Annotated in this window: 13 protein-coding genes and 1 other RNA gene; 7 read left to right on the top strand and 7 right to left on the bottom strand. The window is 51.2% G+C overall.

Annotated elements, in window-relative coordinates; all coding sequences use genetic code 11:
• The first annotated feature begins 3 nt into the window (after positions 1-3).
• Positions 4-1137, top strand: a complete 1134-nt coding sequence (locus ACSHSR_RS08170; RefSeq protein WP_479631400.1) for a TIGR01620 family protein — start codon at positions 4-6, stop codon at positions 1135-1137.
• A gap of 129 nt (positions 1138-1266) precedes the next feature.
• Positions 1267-2460: a trans-sulfuration enzyme family protein gene (locus tag ACSHSR_RS08175; RefSeq protein ID WP_479631401.1), complete on the top strand. Its 1194-nt coding sequence runs from the start codon at positions 1267-1269 to the stop codon at positions 2458-2460.
• A gap of 48 nt (positions 2461-2508) precedes the next feature.
• On the opposite strand, the gene ACSHSR_RS08180 is transcribed toward ACSHSR_RS08175, so the two are convergent.
• The gene (locus tag ACSHSR_RS08180; protein WP_025887150.1) at positions 2509-3903 is read right to left on the bottom strand and encodes a DASS family sodium-coupled anion symporter; all 1395 of its coding nucleotides are present in this window, start codon (positions 3901-3903) and stop codon (positions 2509-2511) included.
• Between the two features lie 376 nt (positions 3904-4279).
• Between ACSHSR_RS08180 and ACSHSR_RS08185 the strand changes: the two genes are divergently transcribed.
• A complete protein-coding gene (locus tag ACSHSR_RS08185) occupies positions 4280-4588 on the top strand; it encodes a ComEA family DNA-binding protein (RefSeq protein WP_025011228.1) in 309 nt (102 codons plus the stop codon).
• Between the two features lie 145 nt (positions 4589-4733).
• An RNA gene (ffs, locus tag ACSHSR_RS08190) (signal recognition particle sRNA small type) lies at positions 4734-4830 on the top strand.
• A 362-nt stretch (positions 4831-5192) separates the two neighbouring features.
• On the opposite strand, the gene ACSHSR_RS08195 is transcribed toward ffs, so the two are convergent.
• The 6 genes from ACSHSR_RS08195 to dinG form a co-directional block, all read right to left on the bottom strand.
• On the bottom strand, positions 5193-5483 hold the full coding sequence (locus tag ACSHSR_RS08195; protein WP_028780439.1) for a late competence development ComFB family protein: 291 nt from the start codon (positions 5481-5483) through the stop codon (positions 5193-5195).
• Between the two features lie 62 nt (positions 5484-5545).
• Positions 5546-6451, bottom strand: a complete 906-nt coding sequence (locus tag ACSHSR_RS08200; protein WP_025011230.1) for a histone deacetylase family protein — start codon at positions 6449-6451, stop codon at positions 5546-5548.
• A 3-nt stretch (positions 6452-6454) separates the two neighbouring features.
• Positions 6455-7153 (bottom strand): DUF2057 domain-containing protein, encoded by a 699-nt coding sequence (locus tag ACSHSR_RS08205; protein ID WP_025011231.1) that lies wholly within the window; start codon positions 7151-7153, stop codon positions 6455-6457.
• Positions 7154-7162: 9 nt separating this feature from the next.
• Positions 7163-7825, bottom strand: coding sequence for a primosomal replication protein (locus ACSHSR_RS08210; RefSeq protein WP_025011232.1), 663 nt, complete (start codon positions 7823-7825; stop codon positions 7163-7165).
• Positions 7822-8595, bottom strand: coding sequence for a TSUP family transporter (locus ACSHSR_RS08215; RefSeq protein WP_144133734.1), 774 nt, complete (start codon positions 8593-8595; stop codon positions 7822-7824). Before ACSHSR_RS08215 ends, ACSHSR_RS08210 begins: the two co-directional genes overlap by 4 nt.
• A 21-nt stretch (positions 8596-8616) precedes the next feature.
• Positions 8617-10689 carry an ATP-dependent DNA helicase DinG gene (gene dinG, locus ACSHSR_RS08220; RefSeq protein ID WP_044734744.1) on the bottom strand — a complete coding sequence of 691 codons (2073 nt, stop codon included), beginning with the start codon at positions 10687-10689 and terminating at the stop codon, positions 8617-8619.
• A gap of 86 nt (positions 10690-10775) precedes the next feature.
• Here dinG and ACSHSR_RS08225 point away from each other — a divergent pair, with 86 nt between their 5' ends.
• The 3 genes from ACSHSR_RS08225 to ACSHSR_RS08235 all read left to right on the top strand — a co-directional run bounded on the left by ACSHSR_RS08225 (position 10776) and on the right by ACSHSR_RS08235 (position 17733).
• On the top strand, positions 10776-13145 hold the full coding sequence (locus tag ACSHSR_RS08225; RefSeq protein WP_479631402.1) for a DNA polymerase II: 2370 nt from the start codon (positions 10776-10778) through the stop codon (positions 13143-13145).
• 215 nt (positions 13146-13360) lie between these two features.
• Entirely contained in the window at positions 13361-14560 is a 1200-nt protein-coding gene (locus tag ACSHSR_RS08230) for a porin (RefSeq protein ID WP_335918205.1), read from the top strand.
• 419 nt (positions 14561-14979) lie between these two features.
• Positions 14980-17733 carry a TonB-dependent receptor gene (locus ACSHSR_RS08235; RefSeq protein WP_107352925.1) on the top strand — a complete coding sequence of 918 codons (2754 nt, stop codon included), beginning with the start codon at positions 14980-14982 and terminating at the stop codon, positions 17731-17733.
• Positions 17734-18123: the final 390 nt, after the last annotated feature.

Here is an 18123-nt window from a genome sequence, read left to right on the forward strand (position 1 = left end):
GTCGTGGCAAAACACAGTTCAGAAAAGCATGTTGATAATGCTGCCGGCAACGGCAGTCACGCTGATGAAGCGCAAACCACAGAGTTGGCGCCGCAGAGAATTTTCAGTCATCAGCCGGAATCCGCCACCGAATTGGCCGCGGCCAAGGATTTCCAAGGTGATGGATTTGTTGAATACCCCACAGAAGCCGAACTGGAGCAAGTGCTGAGTGCAGAGCCCAAGGCAGATGAACTCATCTCCCTCAAGCCCAAACGCTGGTCCTGGTTGGCGCGCTTGGCTCTGTTGGGCGTGATGGCGGCGGTCGTAGTGCAGACACTGCTCGGTCTTGTCGATGCCTGGCGCGACAGCCCTTGGCTGTTTGGTTTTTACAGCCTGGTGCTCGCTTTGGTGCTGGCCTGGGTAGGCAAGCTTTGTTTCGGGGAATGGCGCAAACTCAAACGCCTGCGCCAGGTGGAAGATACCCAGCAAACCGGGCAACGCCTGCTCGGCAGTATGCAGATGGGCGAAGCGCGCGATTTTATCTATGGTATTTGCAAGCAGATGCCCAAGGGGCCAGAGCAGGACAGGCTGCAGACGCTGCTGAATCCGGAGCAGAATGATGCCGAGCAGTTGCAGCTGTTTGATCAGGTAGTGCTGACCGAGCGCGACAAGGTTGGTATGAAGCTGGTGCGCCGTTATGCGGCCGAATCGGCCCTATTGCTGGCGGCCAGCCCGCTGGCGGTCCTGGATATGGCGCTGATCCTCTGGCGTAATCAGAAGATGATCCAGGATATCGCTCGCTGTTATGGGGTAGAGCTGGGTTATTGGAGCCGTATTCGGCTGATCCGCGGGATCCTGGTCAATATTCTCTATGCCGGCACCACAGAGCTTGCCACCGACTTGGGTACCCAATTGCTGTCGGTAGAGATGTCCGGCAAGCTTTCGGCGCGGCTTGGTCAGGGGCTGGGTGGCGGTTTGTTGACGGCGAGACTTGGCTATCAGGCGATGGCGCTTTGTCGGCCGCTGGCATTTTCCAGTGCCAGCAAGCCCAAACTGTCGCGGATCCACAAAGAACTCCTGTTGGAGCTGAAGGATTTTTCCGCCTCAGTGCTGGCCAGAAAAACCGAACGTAACAAAGATTTTACAACCAAGGAGTAATGATTTTTGCTTGCCGATTTGGGCAAGTCTTGCTGACTCAGTATGTTGGTGCCAGGACAACTGAATCATCCCGGGCGAGAAGCCGAATAACAATACAAGGGATGGTCGGACTGACATGGGGAGTTAAGCATGCAACACAAGCAGCCAAAAGCACTGCATTCAGCCACACTGGCTATTCATGGTGGCCACACGGGCGAGCCTTCCGGGGCATTGGTGTCGCCTTTATATCAGAGTGCCACCTTCTGTTTTGATACAGCCCAAAGCGGTGGTCGCCGCTTTGCCGGTGAAGAAGAGGGCTATATCTATACCCGCTTGGGTAACCCGACGGTTGCCGAGCTTGAGCGGCGTCTGGCGCTGCTTGAAGGCGCTGAAGCCGCTGCTGCTGCCGCGTCCGGCATGGGCGCGGTATCGGCGGCCTTGCTGGCATACTTGAGCTGTGGCGATCATCTGCTGGCTTCCTCGGCCGTCTATGGCTGTACTTTTTCATTGATGACAGAGCAGTTTGCCCGCTTCGGTATTGAGGTTTCTCTGGTGGATTTTGCCGATCTCGCGGCCGTCGAGGCGGCTGTTCGCCCCAACACCCGGGTGATTTTCTGCGAAACGCCGGTGAACCCGCATCTGACCGTGTATGATCTCCGCGCCATAGCCGCTATCGCCAAGCGCCATCAACTGACCAGCATAGTGGACAACACCTTTATGACACCGCTGCTGCAGCAGCCACTGCAGTTGGGAATCGATCTTGTGGTTCACAGCGCCACCAAGTATCTCAATGGTCATGGCGATGTTATTGCCGGTATCATCTGTGGCTCACAAGCGGCGATAACGGCCATCAAGCAACAACAGCTAAAAGATATTGGTGCCGTGCTATCACCTTTCGATGCCTGGTTGATTTTGCGAGGCCTGAAAACCCTCTCGGTACGACTCGAACGTCATTGCGATAACGCCGAGCGCCTGGCGCAGTATCTCAAATCCCATCAAGCCGTGGCCAAGGTACATTATCCCGGGTTGGTTTCCCATGCGGGCCATCAGTTTATCGGCTCGCAGATGCGCAGGGCCGGTGGGGTGTTGGCGTTTGAGCTGAAGGCCGATTTGGAGCAGTCCATGGCCTTTGTCAATCGACTGGGATTGTTCAAAATTGCCGTGAGTCTGGGGGATTGTGAGTCGCTTATTCAGCACCCGGCGTCCATGACCCATTCACCCTATACCCAAGAGGCGCGTCTTAAAGCCGGCATAGGCGACAGCCTGCTGCGAATATCGGCCGGGCTTGAAGATGTGGATGACCTGATAGCCGATCTGGAGCAGGCACTGACAGTGATCAGTTAAAAGAGACAAGGCGAGCATGGCTCGCCTTGTTTTTCGGGCTTGCGAGAATCAAATGCCCCAGAAGGTGTGGGCTATGATATAGAGCACCAACATACTGATGAAGTTGATGATAATACCGGCACGCATCATTTCAGACTGCTTTATGTAGCCTGAGCCGTAGACTATGGCGTTGGGTGGCGTGGCCACCGGCAACATAAAGGCGCAGGATGCCGAAATACCTATGAGCACCGACAACATTACGGGCGATAGCCCCAATGCTTCGGCGATAGCGGCAAACACAGGTACCAGCAAGGCGGCACTGGCGGTGTTACTGGCAAACTCGGTCAGCATTACCACAAAGAAAATGACCGCAAACACGAACAGCGACATATGGGTACTGCCGAAGATGTCTGTCATCCAGTGGGCCAGAAAGACGCTGGTACCAGTGGCTTTCAGTACGGCACTCAGGGTCAGACCGCCGCCGAACAGTATCAGCACACCCCAGTCGGTGGTTTTTTCTATTTTCTTCCAACCAACCAAGCCAAGCCCTGCCAGCAAAACCACTGCAGAAAGAGCGACTATGGTGTCAAACTGGCTGATACCGCCAAGGGCAGCCGATAGAGGCTGACTGAAGATCCAGCAGCAAACTGTGGCCAGGAAAATAAGCAGAGTCAGTTTTCCCTGGAAACTCAGTTTTTGATCTTCGATATCCAGTTTACATTCCACCGACAAGTCCGGTTTGAAATACAGATAAAGGGCGATAAGCATGGTTGGCAACATCAAAGCCACGGTCAAGAGGCCAAACTCCAGCCAGTCGCTGAAGCTCAAGCCGGCCTGGGCAGCGGCGATGGCGTTTGGCGGACTACCTACCAGAGTGCCTATGCCACCAATGTTGGCCGAGTAAGCGATACCCAGCAGCATAAAGACATAGGTGTTGTGCTGGCTCTCTTTATCCAGTTGCTGCAAGATCCCCAGTGCCAGAGGCAACATCATGGCCGCTGTGGCCGTGTTGCTGATCCACATAGACAGCAATGCGGTTACCCCAAACAACATCATACAGGCGATGCTGAGTTTACCTTTGGAAGCCAGCAGCACCTTTTGGGCGATAAGGGTATCGATTTTTTGATGGTGCAGGGCAGCAGCCAATACAAAGCCACCAAAAAACAAATAGATAATTGGATTGGCAAAGTTGCTCATGGCAGCTTTGGTTTCAAACACACCGAAAAATACCGCCAGAACCGGAATGAGTATCGCCGTGATACTCAGATGAATGGCTTCAGTAAGCCAGAGCACAGCGGCAAATACCAAGATAGACAGACCGGTATTTACCCCGGGTTCAAAAGGTAAAAAGCTGTGCAATAGAAAAAGCAGCAGGATATCTGCAGCCAAGATCAACATGTTACGTTGTTGGGTGCTCTTCTCTGTCTGCGAAGGGGGTAAGCTTTCCGTTTGTTCTAAAGACATTCTCAACTTCCTCGTCTTGTTTTTATGGCAAGCAATTTAGGGCATAGCTCACATTTGGCAAAGGGCTTTCTTGGGTAAGTTAACTACCATGCCCACTACATTTGCATGAGGAATCTATCACGAAAGCGGCAAATATGAGAGTTGCATCACCATAAATTGATCGCCTTTGAGCGTTTTTTTGTTTCAAACGGTTAACTAAGGAGCACAGCCTTTACTTTGTTGAAAGAGAATGAAAGTTTAAAACGGTGACATTGGTCACATTAACTTATTGTACTAATGTCTAGTTGCAATAATTTGGCAATATTCGTGCGCTGGTCTACATTTCTTTAAGGCCAAGGAAAGGGATACCGGCCTTAACAAATGACAGGAGTCTTATATGAAAACACCATTCTATGCTTTGCTACTTGCAGCCACCCTGAGTTCTCCCCTATACGCCGGAGAGCCCACTAAAGACAAAACCCCACAAACGCCGCAAGCCGGCCGAGCGCAGGTTCATAAAATCAACATTAATACCGCTTCGGAATCTGAGCTGCAGTTACTGAAAGGGATAGGTGAGGCCAAGGCCAAAGCGATTGTTGAATATCGCAGCAGCCAAGGCAAATTCAAATCCATTGATGAGTTGACCCAAGTCACGGGTATCGGCGCCAAACTGGTCGAGCAGAATAAACATCTATTGGTACTTTGAAGGGCAGAGATAAACACAAGTTTTTGTTTATCTTATGTTCACTTGAATGCCACAGAGGGCAAACCTTAGTAATTTCCCTTGATCCCGGCGGGGCCATGATGGATAATCCCCGGCGTTGCAGCAAGGCTGCAAATCTGTGGTGACCCCAGGGTCCCCCCGCAATGATAACTTGTGAACCCGGCCAGGCCCGGAAGGGAGCAACCGTAGCAAGTGACTCATGTGCCGGGGTGTGGCTCTGGGGGAACCTCCAATTCCAAACCTTTTCAAATGGTTAGTGCTGAAAGTACCTAAGGGGTCCACAAGGTGGTCCACTTTGAGTCTAGCTAAAGCCGATTTTCACCCCTATCTCTGTTACTCCTGACAAGATATTTGATGCGCCAGAAGCGCGGCCCCTCTATAGCGAAGAAGCGCCAATGGCTACCATTAACACTTTGTTTGGTATAAACAGCTGGCTACATGGACTGAGATGGCTTGGCTATCAACTCGTTAACGGCCAAAACAAGGCAGCCAAGAAATAAAAGAATAGTCGCAGAGCGGCGACTTTATTTCAGCTGGTAAGGCTCAAACCCAGAGTTGTCCGTGTTTCTTGATAACTGGGCCTGTGCTACCCCTGCGCTTGCTGATCGGTTTCCAGTTTCGGGGGCAGTTTGGATTTCAAAAACGCCCGTGATTTCTCTAATGCCTGGTAGATTTCGTTGCGCATTCTAGCTTGCTCTTGATAGTCACCGTAGAAATAGGTGTCTACCAAATGGTGAATGTAGCGCACTGGTAGTTGATTGAGCGTGATACAAGCCAGATCGGCCACATAGTCGACCGGCAGCTCGTCCATTAATCCCTCTTCGGCGAGGATTTCCATTAACATCACTTCGTAGTAGTTGCGGATCTCTAACTGCATAGGTGACGCTCCCCAAAGTTTTGCTGCATTACGCTTGGTTTATAGCATTTGGTTTGTAGCCTTTAGCGATATAGCATAGCAGCGGCATGAAATAACTGACTGTGTCTGAGTGTTAATTGTAGAGGGTCTTTGCAGTATCCGCCTCCCGTGACACAGGCTATTGGTATTGCAGCGTCTCTGGCATGACGCAATACGCTCATATCCCGCCGGAATATGCCCTCAAGGCTGAGCTGCAGCAAGCCGAGTTCATCTTCAGCATGCACATCGACTCCGGCGTCATAAAGAATGAGATCCGGTCTATGAGTCAAGATCAGCAAAGGCAGTATCTGCTCCAGCGTTGAGAGGTACTCGTCATCACCAGCGCCTTTTTCAAGCTCGATATCATAGTGAGAGTCTGCTTTACGGGCGGGGAAGTTTTGCCGGCAGTGTATTGAGCAACTGATGATATTCGCATCGCCGACTGTCATGGTGGCTGTACCATCGCCTTGATGGACATCGCAGTCGACAATCAGAACCTTGTCCGCCAGTCCTTGGTTTATCATGCGTCTGGCACTATAGACCAGATCGTTGAAAATACAGTAACCGCTGCCAAAGTCCTGGTGAGCGTGATGGTAACCGCCGCTGATATGCAGCGCTATGCCGTGCTCGAACGCTTTTCGCGCCGCAAGCTCGGTACCGGCGACTGAGTGCAGTGTCCGCGTCAGTAGATGTTCGCTCCAGGGAAAACCTATGCGGCGCATCGCCTTGGGATCCAGTCGATTGTGAATAAACCCGGCAACATATTGAGGGCAATGCACAGAAGCTAGGGCAGTTTGGTTTGCAGGCTTTGGAGAACAGAGGCTGAATTGCCCGGAAAATGGAGTTTGGCACAGGTACTCAAACAGGCGTTGATATTTGCTGATGGGAAATCTGTGCCGGGATGGTAACGCCAGCCTGGAATAGCTGGCGTGATATACCAAAGGGATCATCTATCAGAGCTGTTTGATGGCCCAGCTCATGAACTCTTTGCGAGTCGCTTCATCGGCCTGTAACCACCAGTACTGCAGCATTTGCTGAGCGTGGGCGGCACTGTCACCATTTTGGCCGGCAGCTTGAGGAGCATTGCTTGGCATTGTCATGGCGCTGACGGGTGATGGTTTGGATACAGGTGCTACCGGTTGACTGGCTGCCATGTTGCCTGCGGTTACGGCTGCGGCAGCGGTTTCAACATCAGGGCCATTGTTGCCGCTGAACAGTTGTGACAGGAACGAGGTTTCTTTCAGCTGAGTCAGTTCCACCTGGTAGTTGACCTGGCCCTTATCGGCGCGGGTAATGACGACCTGAGGGGTTTTGGCAAACTCTTTGGGCTTCTTGACGTAGTCACCATCGGCAGGCTTGAGGATGTACTCGTTGTCGCCTTCGGCTTTCAGGGTCAGAATGAAAGGAGAAGACTTAACGAAGCTCTGACTGTCGGAAAACTCGTCATCGATCATGTCATGATAACGAATGGCAATCTTGTGGACACCTTCGGACAGTGCCAGCTCAGATTTGTGGTTGAAGTTGCTGGTTTCAATTTCCTTGCCATCCAGTGCCAGATACTCAAAAGACATAGGGATGGTCAGATTGGCCGCAAATACCGAGGAAGTGCTGAGCAGGGCCAGTAGGGCCGAGGCGGTCAAGCGTAGTTTCATTGTTGCTCCTTAACGATTGTAACTCTGATGCGGACGTTCAAATGCCTGAATGCGATCTTCAATATAGCTGATCGCCTGCCTGCACTTACCGAGGCGGCGATGCATCAAAAGGATGTCATTCTGGACGGGGATTTTGTCAGTACTATGACAGTTTTCAAGCTTTGATTGCAATTGTTCAATCTTTTGTTCTATTTTTTTGGCCCAGTTCAGATGTTTGTTCAGCTCTTCGTACAATTGATGGCTGTTTTGCATAACACCTGCGGCTATCCAGCCAAAACCACTTTCCTGATGCCGGCGGCCCTGACGTTGTTGGTAGCTTTGCCGTTTACTGGCCTGCTGCAGCTTCTGGATCCTGGCGTTGAGACCTGTGGTTCCCAAGGCCCGTTTCAGGGCGACAAACCTGTCCTGAATACGTTCGCAGCTTAAGGCGATAGTGTGTTGGGCCAACTGATGGCGTAACTGTTTTTCCAGCTGGTCTATGCTCTTGTGCAGCTGTTCCACGCAGGGATAGAGTTGGGCACCATGCTGAATAAACAGTTCGCTGTTGAAGCGTTCTGTATCCTGCAGCAGTTTGCGCTGCGCCGGTGGCAAAGAGGCATCATGTTGCAGCACTTCCTGCTCCAACTGCCTGAGTTGTTCCCGCAGGCGTTGTACCAGTTGGTTGGTGTTCAAAACCAGGCACTCCAGGCTAGATTGGCGGCGATAAGCACCACAATAGCAATAAAGAGTGGCCTGATAAACGGCATTCCAAAGCGGATAGCCGAGTGGGCGCCGATATAAGAACCCAGCATCATACACAAGCCCATCACCACACCTACCAAAAGGTGCACCTTACCTAGCAGCAGGAAAATCATCAATGCCGTGATGTTGCTGACAAAAGTCATCGCTCTGGCCAAGGCGCTGCTGTGCAGGAAGGGCAGGCGGTAAAGGGCGGTCGAGCTGACTGCCCAAAAGGCGCCAATGCCTGGGCCGGCAAAGCCGTCATAGGCGCCAAGCCCCAGCCCCTGAAGTATCTGTTTACATTTCGCCGGCGTTTCGGTGACGGGTTTACACTGGCTGCAGCCCATGGCTCCGGGTGAAAACAGCGAATAGAGCGCGATGGCGATAATAAGCAATGGCAGAATTTTTTCCAGCCAACGGGTATCGATGAGATAAACGGCAATACTGCCGATAACGGCGCCTACGGCGGTGGCAATAAAGGCGAACAGCCAGAACTTTGGCGTCAGCAACTGCTTGCGGTAGTAGGTAAATGCCGCCATGGAAGAGCCGAAGCAGGCCGCCAGTTTATTGGTCCCCAGTGCCAGATGAGGCGGCATGCCCACGGTCAGCAAGGCGGGAATGGACAGCAGGCCGCCGCCACCGACTACGGCATCAATAAATCCGGCCAGCAGGCCGACTGCGGCCAATATGGCCCAGCTGCTGGGTTCGAGCAGAATATCCACTTTACATCCTGATTGAGCGCATCATTCGATAACGCGGCGGTAAGGCGGCAGGGCATCGAGCAGCGACGACCCGTATCTTTTGGTTACCAAACGCCTGTCCAATATGGTTATTCGGCCATAGTCCTGCTCTTTTCGCAACAGGCGGCCGCAACTCTGGATGAGTTTCCGTGACGCATCCGGAATAGTCAATTGTAAAAACGGGTTACCGCCTTTCATTTTGACATATTCTGCATGGGCCTGCTCTACCGGCGAGGTGGGCACGGCAAACGGCAGCTTGGTCACTATTAAGTTGGTCAGGTAGTCGCCGGGAAGGTCGAGACCCTCGGAAAAACTGCCGGTACCAAAGATAATGCTGGGCTCGCCTTTGTCACATTTCTGTTTATGCTGCTCGAGCAAGTGCTGGCGTGGGGCACTGCCCTGGATCAGCGGTTCGGATACCAGCTTGTTGCGCAGTAGATCGGCCACCTTTTCCATCTGCCAGTAGGAGGCAAACAGCACCAGAGTGGCCATTTCCCCCTCCACCAACTGCTTTATCTGGCTGGCGAGTTCTTCTGTGTAGGCGTCTTCGGTTGGCTCGGTGCGCATTTTCGGCAGGTAGAGAGTGGCGTTGTTTTCAAAATCGAAAGGAGATTGCAGCGCCAGGTAGCGACTGCCATCATTGAGTGACAGGCCAACCTGATAGGCAAAATGCTCAAAGCGGTTCAGCGCTCTGAGGGTGGCGCTACATAGCACGACGCCAGCGGCTTTTTCCCACAACATATGTTCCAGCATATAGCCGACTTCGATTGGCGATGCACTGAAAAGGTAGTCCTGCTGCTTGCCGCTGAGGGCTTCAATCCAGCGGGCGGTGGGGGCACCTTTGGGACTGTCCTCCTTGGCCATCATTTTCCAGAGCTTTTGCAGGTTTTCCAGGCGCTGCATCATAAAGCCGGTTTCACTCAAGAGGGCTTCCGCCTGATGCCTTGGCAATTCACCATCCTTGACGCTTTCGCTGAGGATAGCCTGCATCTTGTTGAATTGCTTGAGGGCATCGTTGGAGGCCGTGGCCAGGTTTTCCGCCTGAATCAACAGGGCGTCCGGCAGCTTGCCATGTTCGAACCGCAGGCGGTTTTCCGGGTTGGCAAAGAGTTTGGGTTGGGTATCACAGTAGTGGGCAACCTGATTCAGCAGACCGGTTAATTCTTCGATGCGATCCAGCATCGCCTGCGCCGGGGCGATGATATTGTTGCTCTTTATTTGGTTTTGCAGTTTGGCCGTGGTCTTGCTGACTTTCTCAAGCCAATCACAGGCGCCCCTGAGCGTGGCCTGGGCGCTGGAGAAATCCCTGGCCACATTCGGCAGGTGATGGGCTTCGTCGATAACGTAATAGACTTCTTCCGGATCCGGCAGAATCACACCGCCACCCAGTTCAAGGTCGGCCAGTAACAAACTATGGTTGGCAATAAGCACATCCCAGGTGTCAATATCTTCGCGGGCCTTGTGGAAGGGGCAGTGGCTGTGACTGGCAAGTTGGCGATGACAGCTGTGTTTGTCACAGGCTATCTGTTGCCACAGGTGGTCCGGCAGCGGCGTCTTGAGGGTATCGAGCTCACCATTCCAGCGGCCATCCTGATAGTCTTTGAGCAGCGCCTGCAACTGCTCAACCTGTGAGGTATCCGGCTTGGTCTGCCACATGGCCATCTGGCTGCCGTTGCCATCACCGACCAACATCTCAAGCTTGGCCAGACACACGTAACGCTGACGCCCTTTGACCAGACCGAAACGGAAGTTGAGTTTGGAGTGTTGCAGAAAAAACGGCAGATCTTTATGCAGCAACTGTTCCTGCAGCGCCACTGTCGCGGTGGCAATACAGACTTTTTTCTTGTTGGCCAGCGCCAGGGGAATGGTTCCCAGAATATAGGCCAGGGATTTACCTATACCTGTTCCCGCTTCAATCACCATGATGCGCCGCTGCTTGTCGTATTCACCGGCAAGTGTCTTGGAGATCTCCGCCACCATATAATTCTGTTCCCGGCGGGAACGGAAGTTGGGCAGTGCAGAGGCAATGTCCTTGTAGATCTCACGGATCTGGGTCTTTACATGGGCTGCTAGCATGAGACTCGGTTCTGGAAAATTATCCTGTATATATTACCAGTAATTTCTTATGCTAATAAACCTCTAAAACGCGATTGTCCCGACTCATGCCCCAAAACACGCCGCAAACCCTTAAGGGCCTTATTCTTACCCGTCATCTGGCTCAGAGAGACGAGGGGTTATGCCTGCAGTACTATCTGGCCACTGAGCAGGGGCCTGTGTTGGTTGAGGTGCCGGGGCAGGAACAGGTTTGCTTTGCCAAAGAGCAGGATGCGGCGGTTTTATGCCAGGGTTTAAGCCAGGTGAGGGCCCAGCCGCTGGCGCTGAGAAACTTCGCCAAAGAGAAGGTTGCAGCGCTTTACAGTCGCAGTCGGCAACAGATGCGGTTGCTGCAAAAGCAGGCCCAGGATCAGGGGATGCTTTTGTATGAAGCCGATCTTAAACCCCAGCAGCGTTTCTTGATTGAGCGCTTTATTGCGCTCGATGCCGAGTTTTACGGTTATTTCAGCGAAGAAAGCGGTGCGCTGAAGCGGTTTGTTGCCAGTCGCGCCAGGAAAGCCTCGCTGAACAATATAGGTCTGGCTGTTATTTCCCTCGATCTTGAATGCAGCATGCAGGGTGAACTCTATTCCGCCGGACTCTACGGTCGTGACCGCGATGGAGAGCTGTTTCAGCGCGTGTACATGATAGGCCAAGCCCAGGACGGGCCTGTCTATATCCACTGGGTCAGGGATGAAGCAGCCCTGTTGCAGGCTTTGGTTGACTGGTTCAGTCTCTGGGATCCGGACATCATCATAGGTTGGTCGGTTGTCAATTTTGACCTGGCACTGCTGAGCCGACGATATGCCCATCATGGTATTGAAGCACGGCTTGGGCGCGGAGGCGTGCCCATGTCCTGGTTGGTGGAAGGCAAGTATCGACCGGAAACCCTCTCCTTACCCGGGAGAGTGGTGCTGGACGGTATAGACTGGCTCAAGGCCGCCTTCTATCAGTTTGAGCGCTATTCGCTCGAGTTCGTCTCCCGCGCACTCTTGAGTGAGGGCAAGGCGATAGATAAAGTTGAAGATCGCGGTCAGGAGATAAGCCACCTCTTTCAAGAGGATAAATTGGCATTGGCCCACTACAATCTGACCGATTGTCGTCTGGTGCTGGATATTTTCGATAAAACCGATCTATTGAATTTTGCTTTGGCCCGGGCGCAGCTGACCGGGTTGGAGTTTGGCCGGGTAGGGGCTTCGGTGGCGGCGTTCAATCATCTCTACCTGCCACACTTGCACCGGGCCGGATTTGTGGCGCCGGCAGCACCGGCCAGTGATGGTCTGGAGAGTCCCGGCGGCTATGTGATGGACTCCATTCCGGGCCTTTACCGGGACATTCTGGTGCTGGACTTCAAGAGTCTATACCCTTCGATTATCCGTACTTTTTTAATCGACCCCATGGGACTGGTGCAGGGCATGGGTGAACCCGAAGTTGAGACGGTTCCCGGCTTTCTCGGTGCCAGATTCAGTCGCAAACAACCTATCTTGCCAACGCTTATCGCCAAGTTGGCCCAAGAGCGGGAAAGCGCCAAGGCCCAAGCCAATGCCCCCCTGTCTCAGGCAATCAAGATCATCATGAATTCGCTTTATGGGGTACTGGGCTCTCGGGGCTGTGTGTTCCACGATGCCCGATTGGCAAGCTCAATTACCATGCGCGGCCATGAAATCATGCAGCAGACCAAACGTTGGATTGAGGATGAAGGCATGAGTGTCATCTATGGCGACACTGATTCGACATTTGTTTGGCTGGGACAGCAGCATGACATCACAGATCCGCAAGCCTTCGGCAGGGAGTTGGCTGCCAGGATAACCGCCAAGTGGCAACAGCATTTGACGGAGCATTTTCAGTTGCAGAGTCATCTGGAACTCGAGTTTGAGCGCCATTATGAACAGTTTCTGATGCCCACCCTCAGAGATTCGGAAGAAGGCTCCAAAAAGCGCTATGTCGGTGCCAGCCGCAATAGCCAAGGTCAGTTGGATATCATCTTCAAAGGCATGGAGCAGGTTCGCAGCGATTGGAGCCCTCTGGCCAGACGAGTGCAGTACGAGCTGTACCGGCGTATGTTCAATGGCTTGGATGTAGTGGGCTTTTTGGCCACAGAAATAGAAGCGCTCAAACGCGGCGACTATGATAGCGAGCTTGTTTTCTCCAAGCGGCTAAGGCGTAAGTTGGATGCCTATCAGGCCAAAGCATCACCCCATGTCAAGGCCGCCAGACAACTGTTGGGGCAGACCGGCGACCCTCGTTATGGCCGTTTGGGCACCCGGATTGATTACCTGGTAACAATCAATGGCCCCGAAGCTGTTTCCCTCAGGCGTTCTGCCATTGATTATGACTACTACATCGAAAGACAGATCAAGCCGATAGCCGATCCAATACTTTCCATAATGAAAGAAAATTTCACATCAATCAGCACGGGACAAATGAGTTTAATCTGACGCTTAATTTGTTTTAAAAGGTTAATAAAGTTAATAAATGGTTTTATTGCTGGGTTTTATCGGTTCTTGTGGTTTTTTTTAAGGTAAAACTAATAAAAAATGTGATTTTTGTCTTTGCCGCTTTACTGACCTTTTGCTAATCTTCGCCACCCTTGGAAGGAAATAAAACAACGGAATGGGGTAGGCAGACTGAAAACACTTAAGGTTAACAGCAAATGAACAAGACTCTCATCGCATCCGTCCTGGCAGGACTCTTGGCCGTTCCATCGGTTCAAGCTATTGAAATCTACAAAGATCAAAAAAATGCAGTCTCTATCGGCGGTTTCGTTGATGCCCGAGTAATCAATACTCAGGGTGAAACGGAAGTCGTCAATGGTGCTTCCAGGATCAATTTTGGCTTTGAACGTGAGCTGACCCACGGCTGGAATGCGTTTGTGATGCTTGAATGGGGTGTCAACCCATTCGGTAACAGCGATATTGTCTATAGCAGCAAGTTTGAATCAGTCCAGGATGATTTCTTCTACAATCGTCTTGGTTATGCGGGACTTTCTCACGACAAGTACGGCACCCTGACCATAGGTAAACAGTGGGGCGCCTGGTATGACGTGGTGTACAACACCAACTATGGCTTTGTGTGGGATGGTAACGCTGCCGGTGTCTATACCTATAACAAGGATGATGGCGCCATCAATGGTACCGGTCGTGGTGATAAGACGGTTCAGTATCGCAACAGCTTTGGCGATTTCAGTTTTGCCATCCAGACTCAGTTGAAGCACGATGACTTCCTGATGGATGAAAGTTCAGGTACCAACCCGTTCCCGCCAAGGGATCATGCGCCTGTTACCGGCACAGCTGCGACCGCCGGAACCGCCACCAAGGTGGAATTCAACAACACCTATGGCATTGCCTTGACCTATGCGGTCAGCAAAGATCTCAGCCTGATGGCTGGCTATAACTATGGTGAGTTTGAAGCGATCCGCGCAGATGGCAGTACTTTCTCCGAGTCTGACTATATCTATGGTGCAGGTATTACTTGGGGTGGTTGGGATAATCAAGGTTTGTATGCCGCTGCCAACGTCAACAAGAACGAGTTCCACGATACAGATAATCTGGGGCGTTTGATCCCTGAATCTTATGGTGTTGAAACTCTGGTTTCGTACCGCTTTGACAATGATATTCGTACCTTTGTCTCATACAACTTACTGAACGCCGGCGATGCTTACGAGCAGGCTTACGGTGGTGATGTGTTCAAGCGTCAGTTTGTGGTTATGGGTGTTCACTATATATGGGATGCCAATACCGTATTGTATGTTGAAGGCCGTAAAGACTTCTCTGATTTCAAGGGCGCCGAAGAGGCTGCTATGGAATTGTCTGAAGATGATGGCATTGCAATAGGTATTCGCTATACCCTCTGATTACAGATTGAGCTGTTCAAAAAAGCGCCAAAAGGCGCTTTTTTATTGGAAAAACACAAGTGTTCACACTCCTTTCCTGAAAGAGGTATGTAACACATGTGTTACTTTTCTGGTGGGAAAAGGCATCGCGATAAACTCCCCTTACTTCAGGCTGTTACAAGTTATAACACTACCCCAAATACCTAATACCGCTGTGATAGCCGTTATATTCAAGCTCAGTGAAATAATACCTTCTCTCTTTTGTTGTTAATTTTATATGCAATATTAACGTTTCAAATGTTGATAAAATGTTTGTTATGTGATTTTATTTGCGTGAAATTGTTGCTGGTTAACTTATGTCTACCTGCAAACAACTAAAGGATCCGGGCAAAGCATTCGGATCCGTTACCAAGACACAAGATGTCGAAAGGGAGATAAGTATGTATAAGAATAATTCGTTAACCAACGCAGTGCGTCTGGCATTGGTTGGTGGTGTTGCAGCGACTGCTTTTAGCGCTCCAACCGTTTTGGCGGCCGAAGAAGGTGCTGACAATGTAGAGCGTATTCAGGTTACAGGCTCTCGCATCAAGCGCACCGATATGGAAACAGCAAGCCCTGTTAGCGTGATCGATGCTTCATCTATCATAGCGTCAGGTGCCGTTAACATTGATGACGTTCTGCAGAAAATGACCTCTGCCGGTGGCGCCATGACCAACGCCGGTATCAACAACGGTTCAGGCGGTAACTCTCGTATCAACCTGCGTGGTTTGGGTGACAACCGTACTCTGGTTCTGGTGAATGGTCGTCGTATGATTGCATCCGGTACCGGTGCAGCTTCTTCTGTTGACCTTAACACTATCCCAGTTTCCATGATCCAGCGTGTCGAAGTACTTAAAGATGGTGCTTCTGCCATTTATGGTACTGATGCGATTGCCGGTGTGGTTAACATCATTCTGAAAAGAGATTTCGACGGTTTTGAAATCAACGTTCAGACCGGTATTTCCGGAGAAGGCGATGCCGACGAGTCCAGCATCGACATGACTCTGGGTAACACCTTCGAGAAAGGTAATATCGTAGTAAATGCTCAGTACACCAAGCGCGGTGATGCCAGCCAGGCAGATCGCGATTTCTCCAACTGTCCAATTGCTGAGACAGGTCCAAAAGGGGACCGTAGCCTGTACTGTGGCGGTAGTAGCTACTCTCAAGGCGGCCATGTCTGGGGTGACAACAACTTTGGTATTGTTGGCTCAGGTCCAGATGGTGCTTATGCCATAGGTGACAAGGGCTACTATGGTGAATATGTTGATAACGGTGAAGGCAAGCCAAAGTTCCAGTACTTTGATGGCATGTCTGAGGCCGATCTGAGTGGCCTGGGTGGTACCTACCACGAGTTCGGTGATGCTGACAGATACAACTACGCCAAGGACAGCTATCTGTCGACGCCAATGGAGCGTTTGAACCTGTCCATGGCCGGTACTTATGAACTGACCGAATCTATTCGCTTCTTCACCGAAGCCATGTACTCCAAGCGTTGGTCCAATCAGCAGATGGCGCCTCAGCCAATCTGGAACGGTGATGCCTGGGTTTACAATCCAAAATCAGCCGGCGGCTGGATGACTGATGACCTGCTGCCTTGGGTTCAGCCAGGTGAAGAACTGGCTTATGGTCGTCGTATGGTTGAGTCCGGTACCCGTGACTTTGACCAGGTAGTAGACACCATACGTATCGTTGTTGGCCTGGAAGGTGAGTTTGAAAACGGCTGGACCTGGGATGCTTCTTATAACAAAGGTAAGAACGACTCAACCGATACTCTGGCTAACCTGCACAACTTAGGTTCTATCAACGCTGCGGTACTCGAAGGCACTTTCGATCCTTTCCTGCAATCTTCATGGGAAGGTGAGAGCATCAAGCCATACATCTATACTGAAGTGAACAGCGGTGGCAGTGAGTTGGATGTGATTGCAGCAACTCTGTCCGGCGATCTGTTTGAAATGCCTGCCGGTATGATGGGCTTTGCAGCGGGTTATGAGCACCGTAAAGAAGCGGCTCATTATACTCCGGATTCCCTGACTTCTCAGGGGCTGGCAAACGATCCTCGTGTTGAGCCAACTGCCGGTGATTTCAGCGTTAACGAATTCTACGCCGAATTGGCAATCCCACTGCTGAGCGAGCTGCCTTTGGCACAACAAGTGGATCTGAGTGCCGCTATGCGTTACTTCGACTACAGCACTTTCGGTGATGATACTACCTGGAAACTGGGTCTGACTTGGCGTGTATATGATGACCTGATGATCCGCGGTGGTATGTCTACAGCCTTCCGTGCACCAACTGTATATGAACTGTACGGTGGTAAGTCACCATCGTTCGAACAGATAGTTCACCCTGCCACCGATCAGGACCAGGCTGAAGTGACTGTTGGTGGTAACGAAATGCTGACCCCTGAAGAAGCTGATATCACTACTCTGGGTCTGGTGTATTCACCAAGCTTTGTAGAAGGTCTGTCTCTGACCGTCGATTACTATGACATCGAGATCTCCAACACTATTACTTCAGTTGACAACAACTATGTTGCCAACCAGTGTCTGGATGCCGGTGGCAACAAGATCAACACAGGCACTGCGCTGTGTCAGTCTTCCAACATCGAAATCGACAATAGTGGTCGTATCAAGTTCGACAACGGTCTGCAGAACATAGGTGCTACCAATACCTCTGGTTACGATATCAACGTTGCCTACGTATTCAATGCCTTCGGTCTGGACTGGAAAGCCGGCTGGGACAGCTCTATCCTGAGCGAGTATGAAGAGTTTGACCCGGATGGTAATGCGGTTGACTATCGTGGTTACATCACAGGTGGTGTGGGTGCTTATGCCAAATTTAAGAGCAACCTGAATATCACTGCAGCCGGTGATGACTGGACTGTCACTTATGAAGCCCGCTATATAGACGGTATGGATTCATTTGCTTGTAAGAACGACGATGGCAGCTGCTACGCGCCTTCAGTTGACAGCGTGGTTTACCATGACCTGTCGGGTTCTTACGATATCACCGACCGCATCCGCGTATCCGGTGGTGTCAACAACCTGTTCGACAAAGAGCCTCCATACTACACAGGTAACAACGACTCGAATACCGACCCTTATACCTATGATATGTTGGGCCGCTACTTCTTCGTTCGTGCCAGCATGAAGTTCTAATGGCAGATTTCATCTTTGGATGAATTAAGTCAGCTTCATTGAATGAAACCCCGGGATACCTTCCGGGGTTTTTACTTTTTAAACTCTCTATATAAGTAAGACATAGTCGCAAATTGACAAAACACTATTGCGTAACAACTGAAGTCGACCCGGGCTGCCAATTGATTTCATGGCAAGAGAGCAGGGGAGACGGCTTTGTGGTTAAACCGCTTTCCCAAGGACAGTAATCACTTGGAAAAAGTGTATTGCCATCGCTCGACGGAATTGAATTCTTTCAAGATTGATAAAACATAACGCACCGACTTATGCTTTTTAATTATATATAAATCATAAGGTTAAATATTAGCTAGTGCTGTTTTTACCGTTATTCACCGTTCAAGAAGATGGCTG

Source organism: Shewanella sp. VK101, assembly GCF_056497865.1.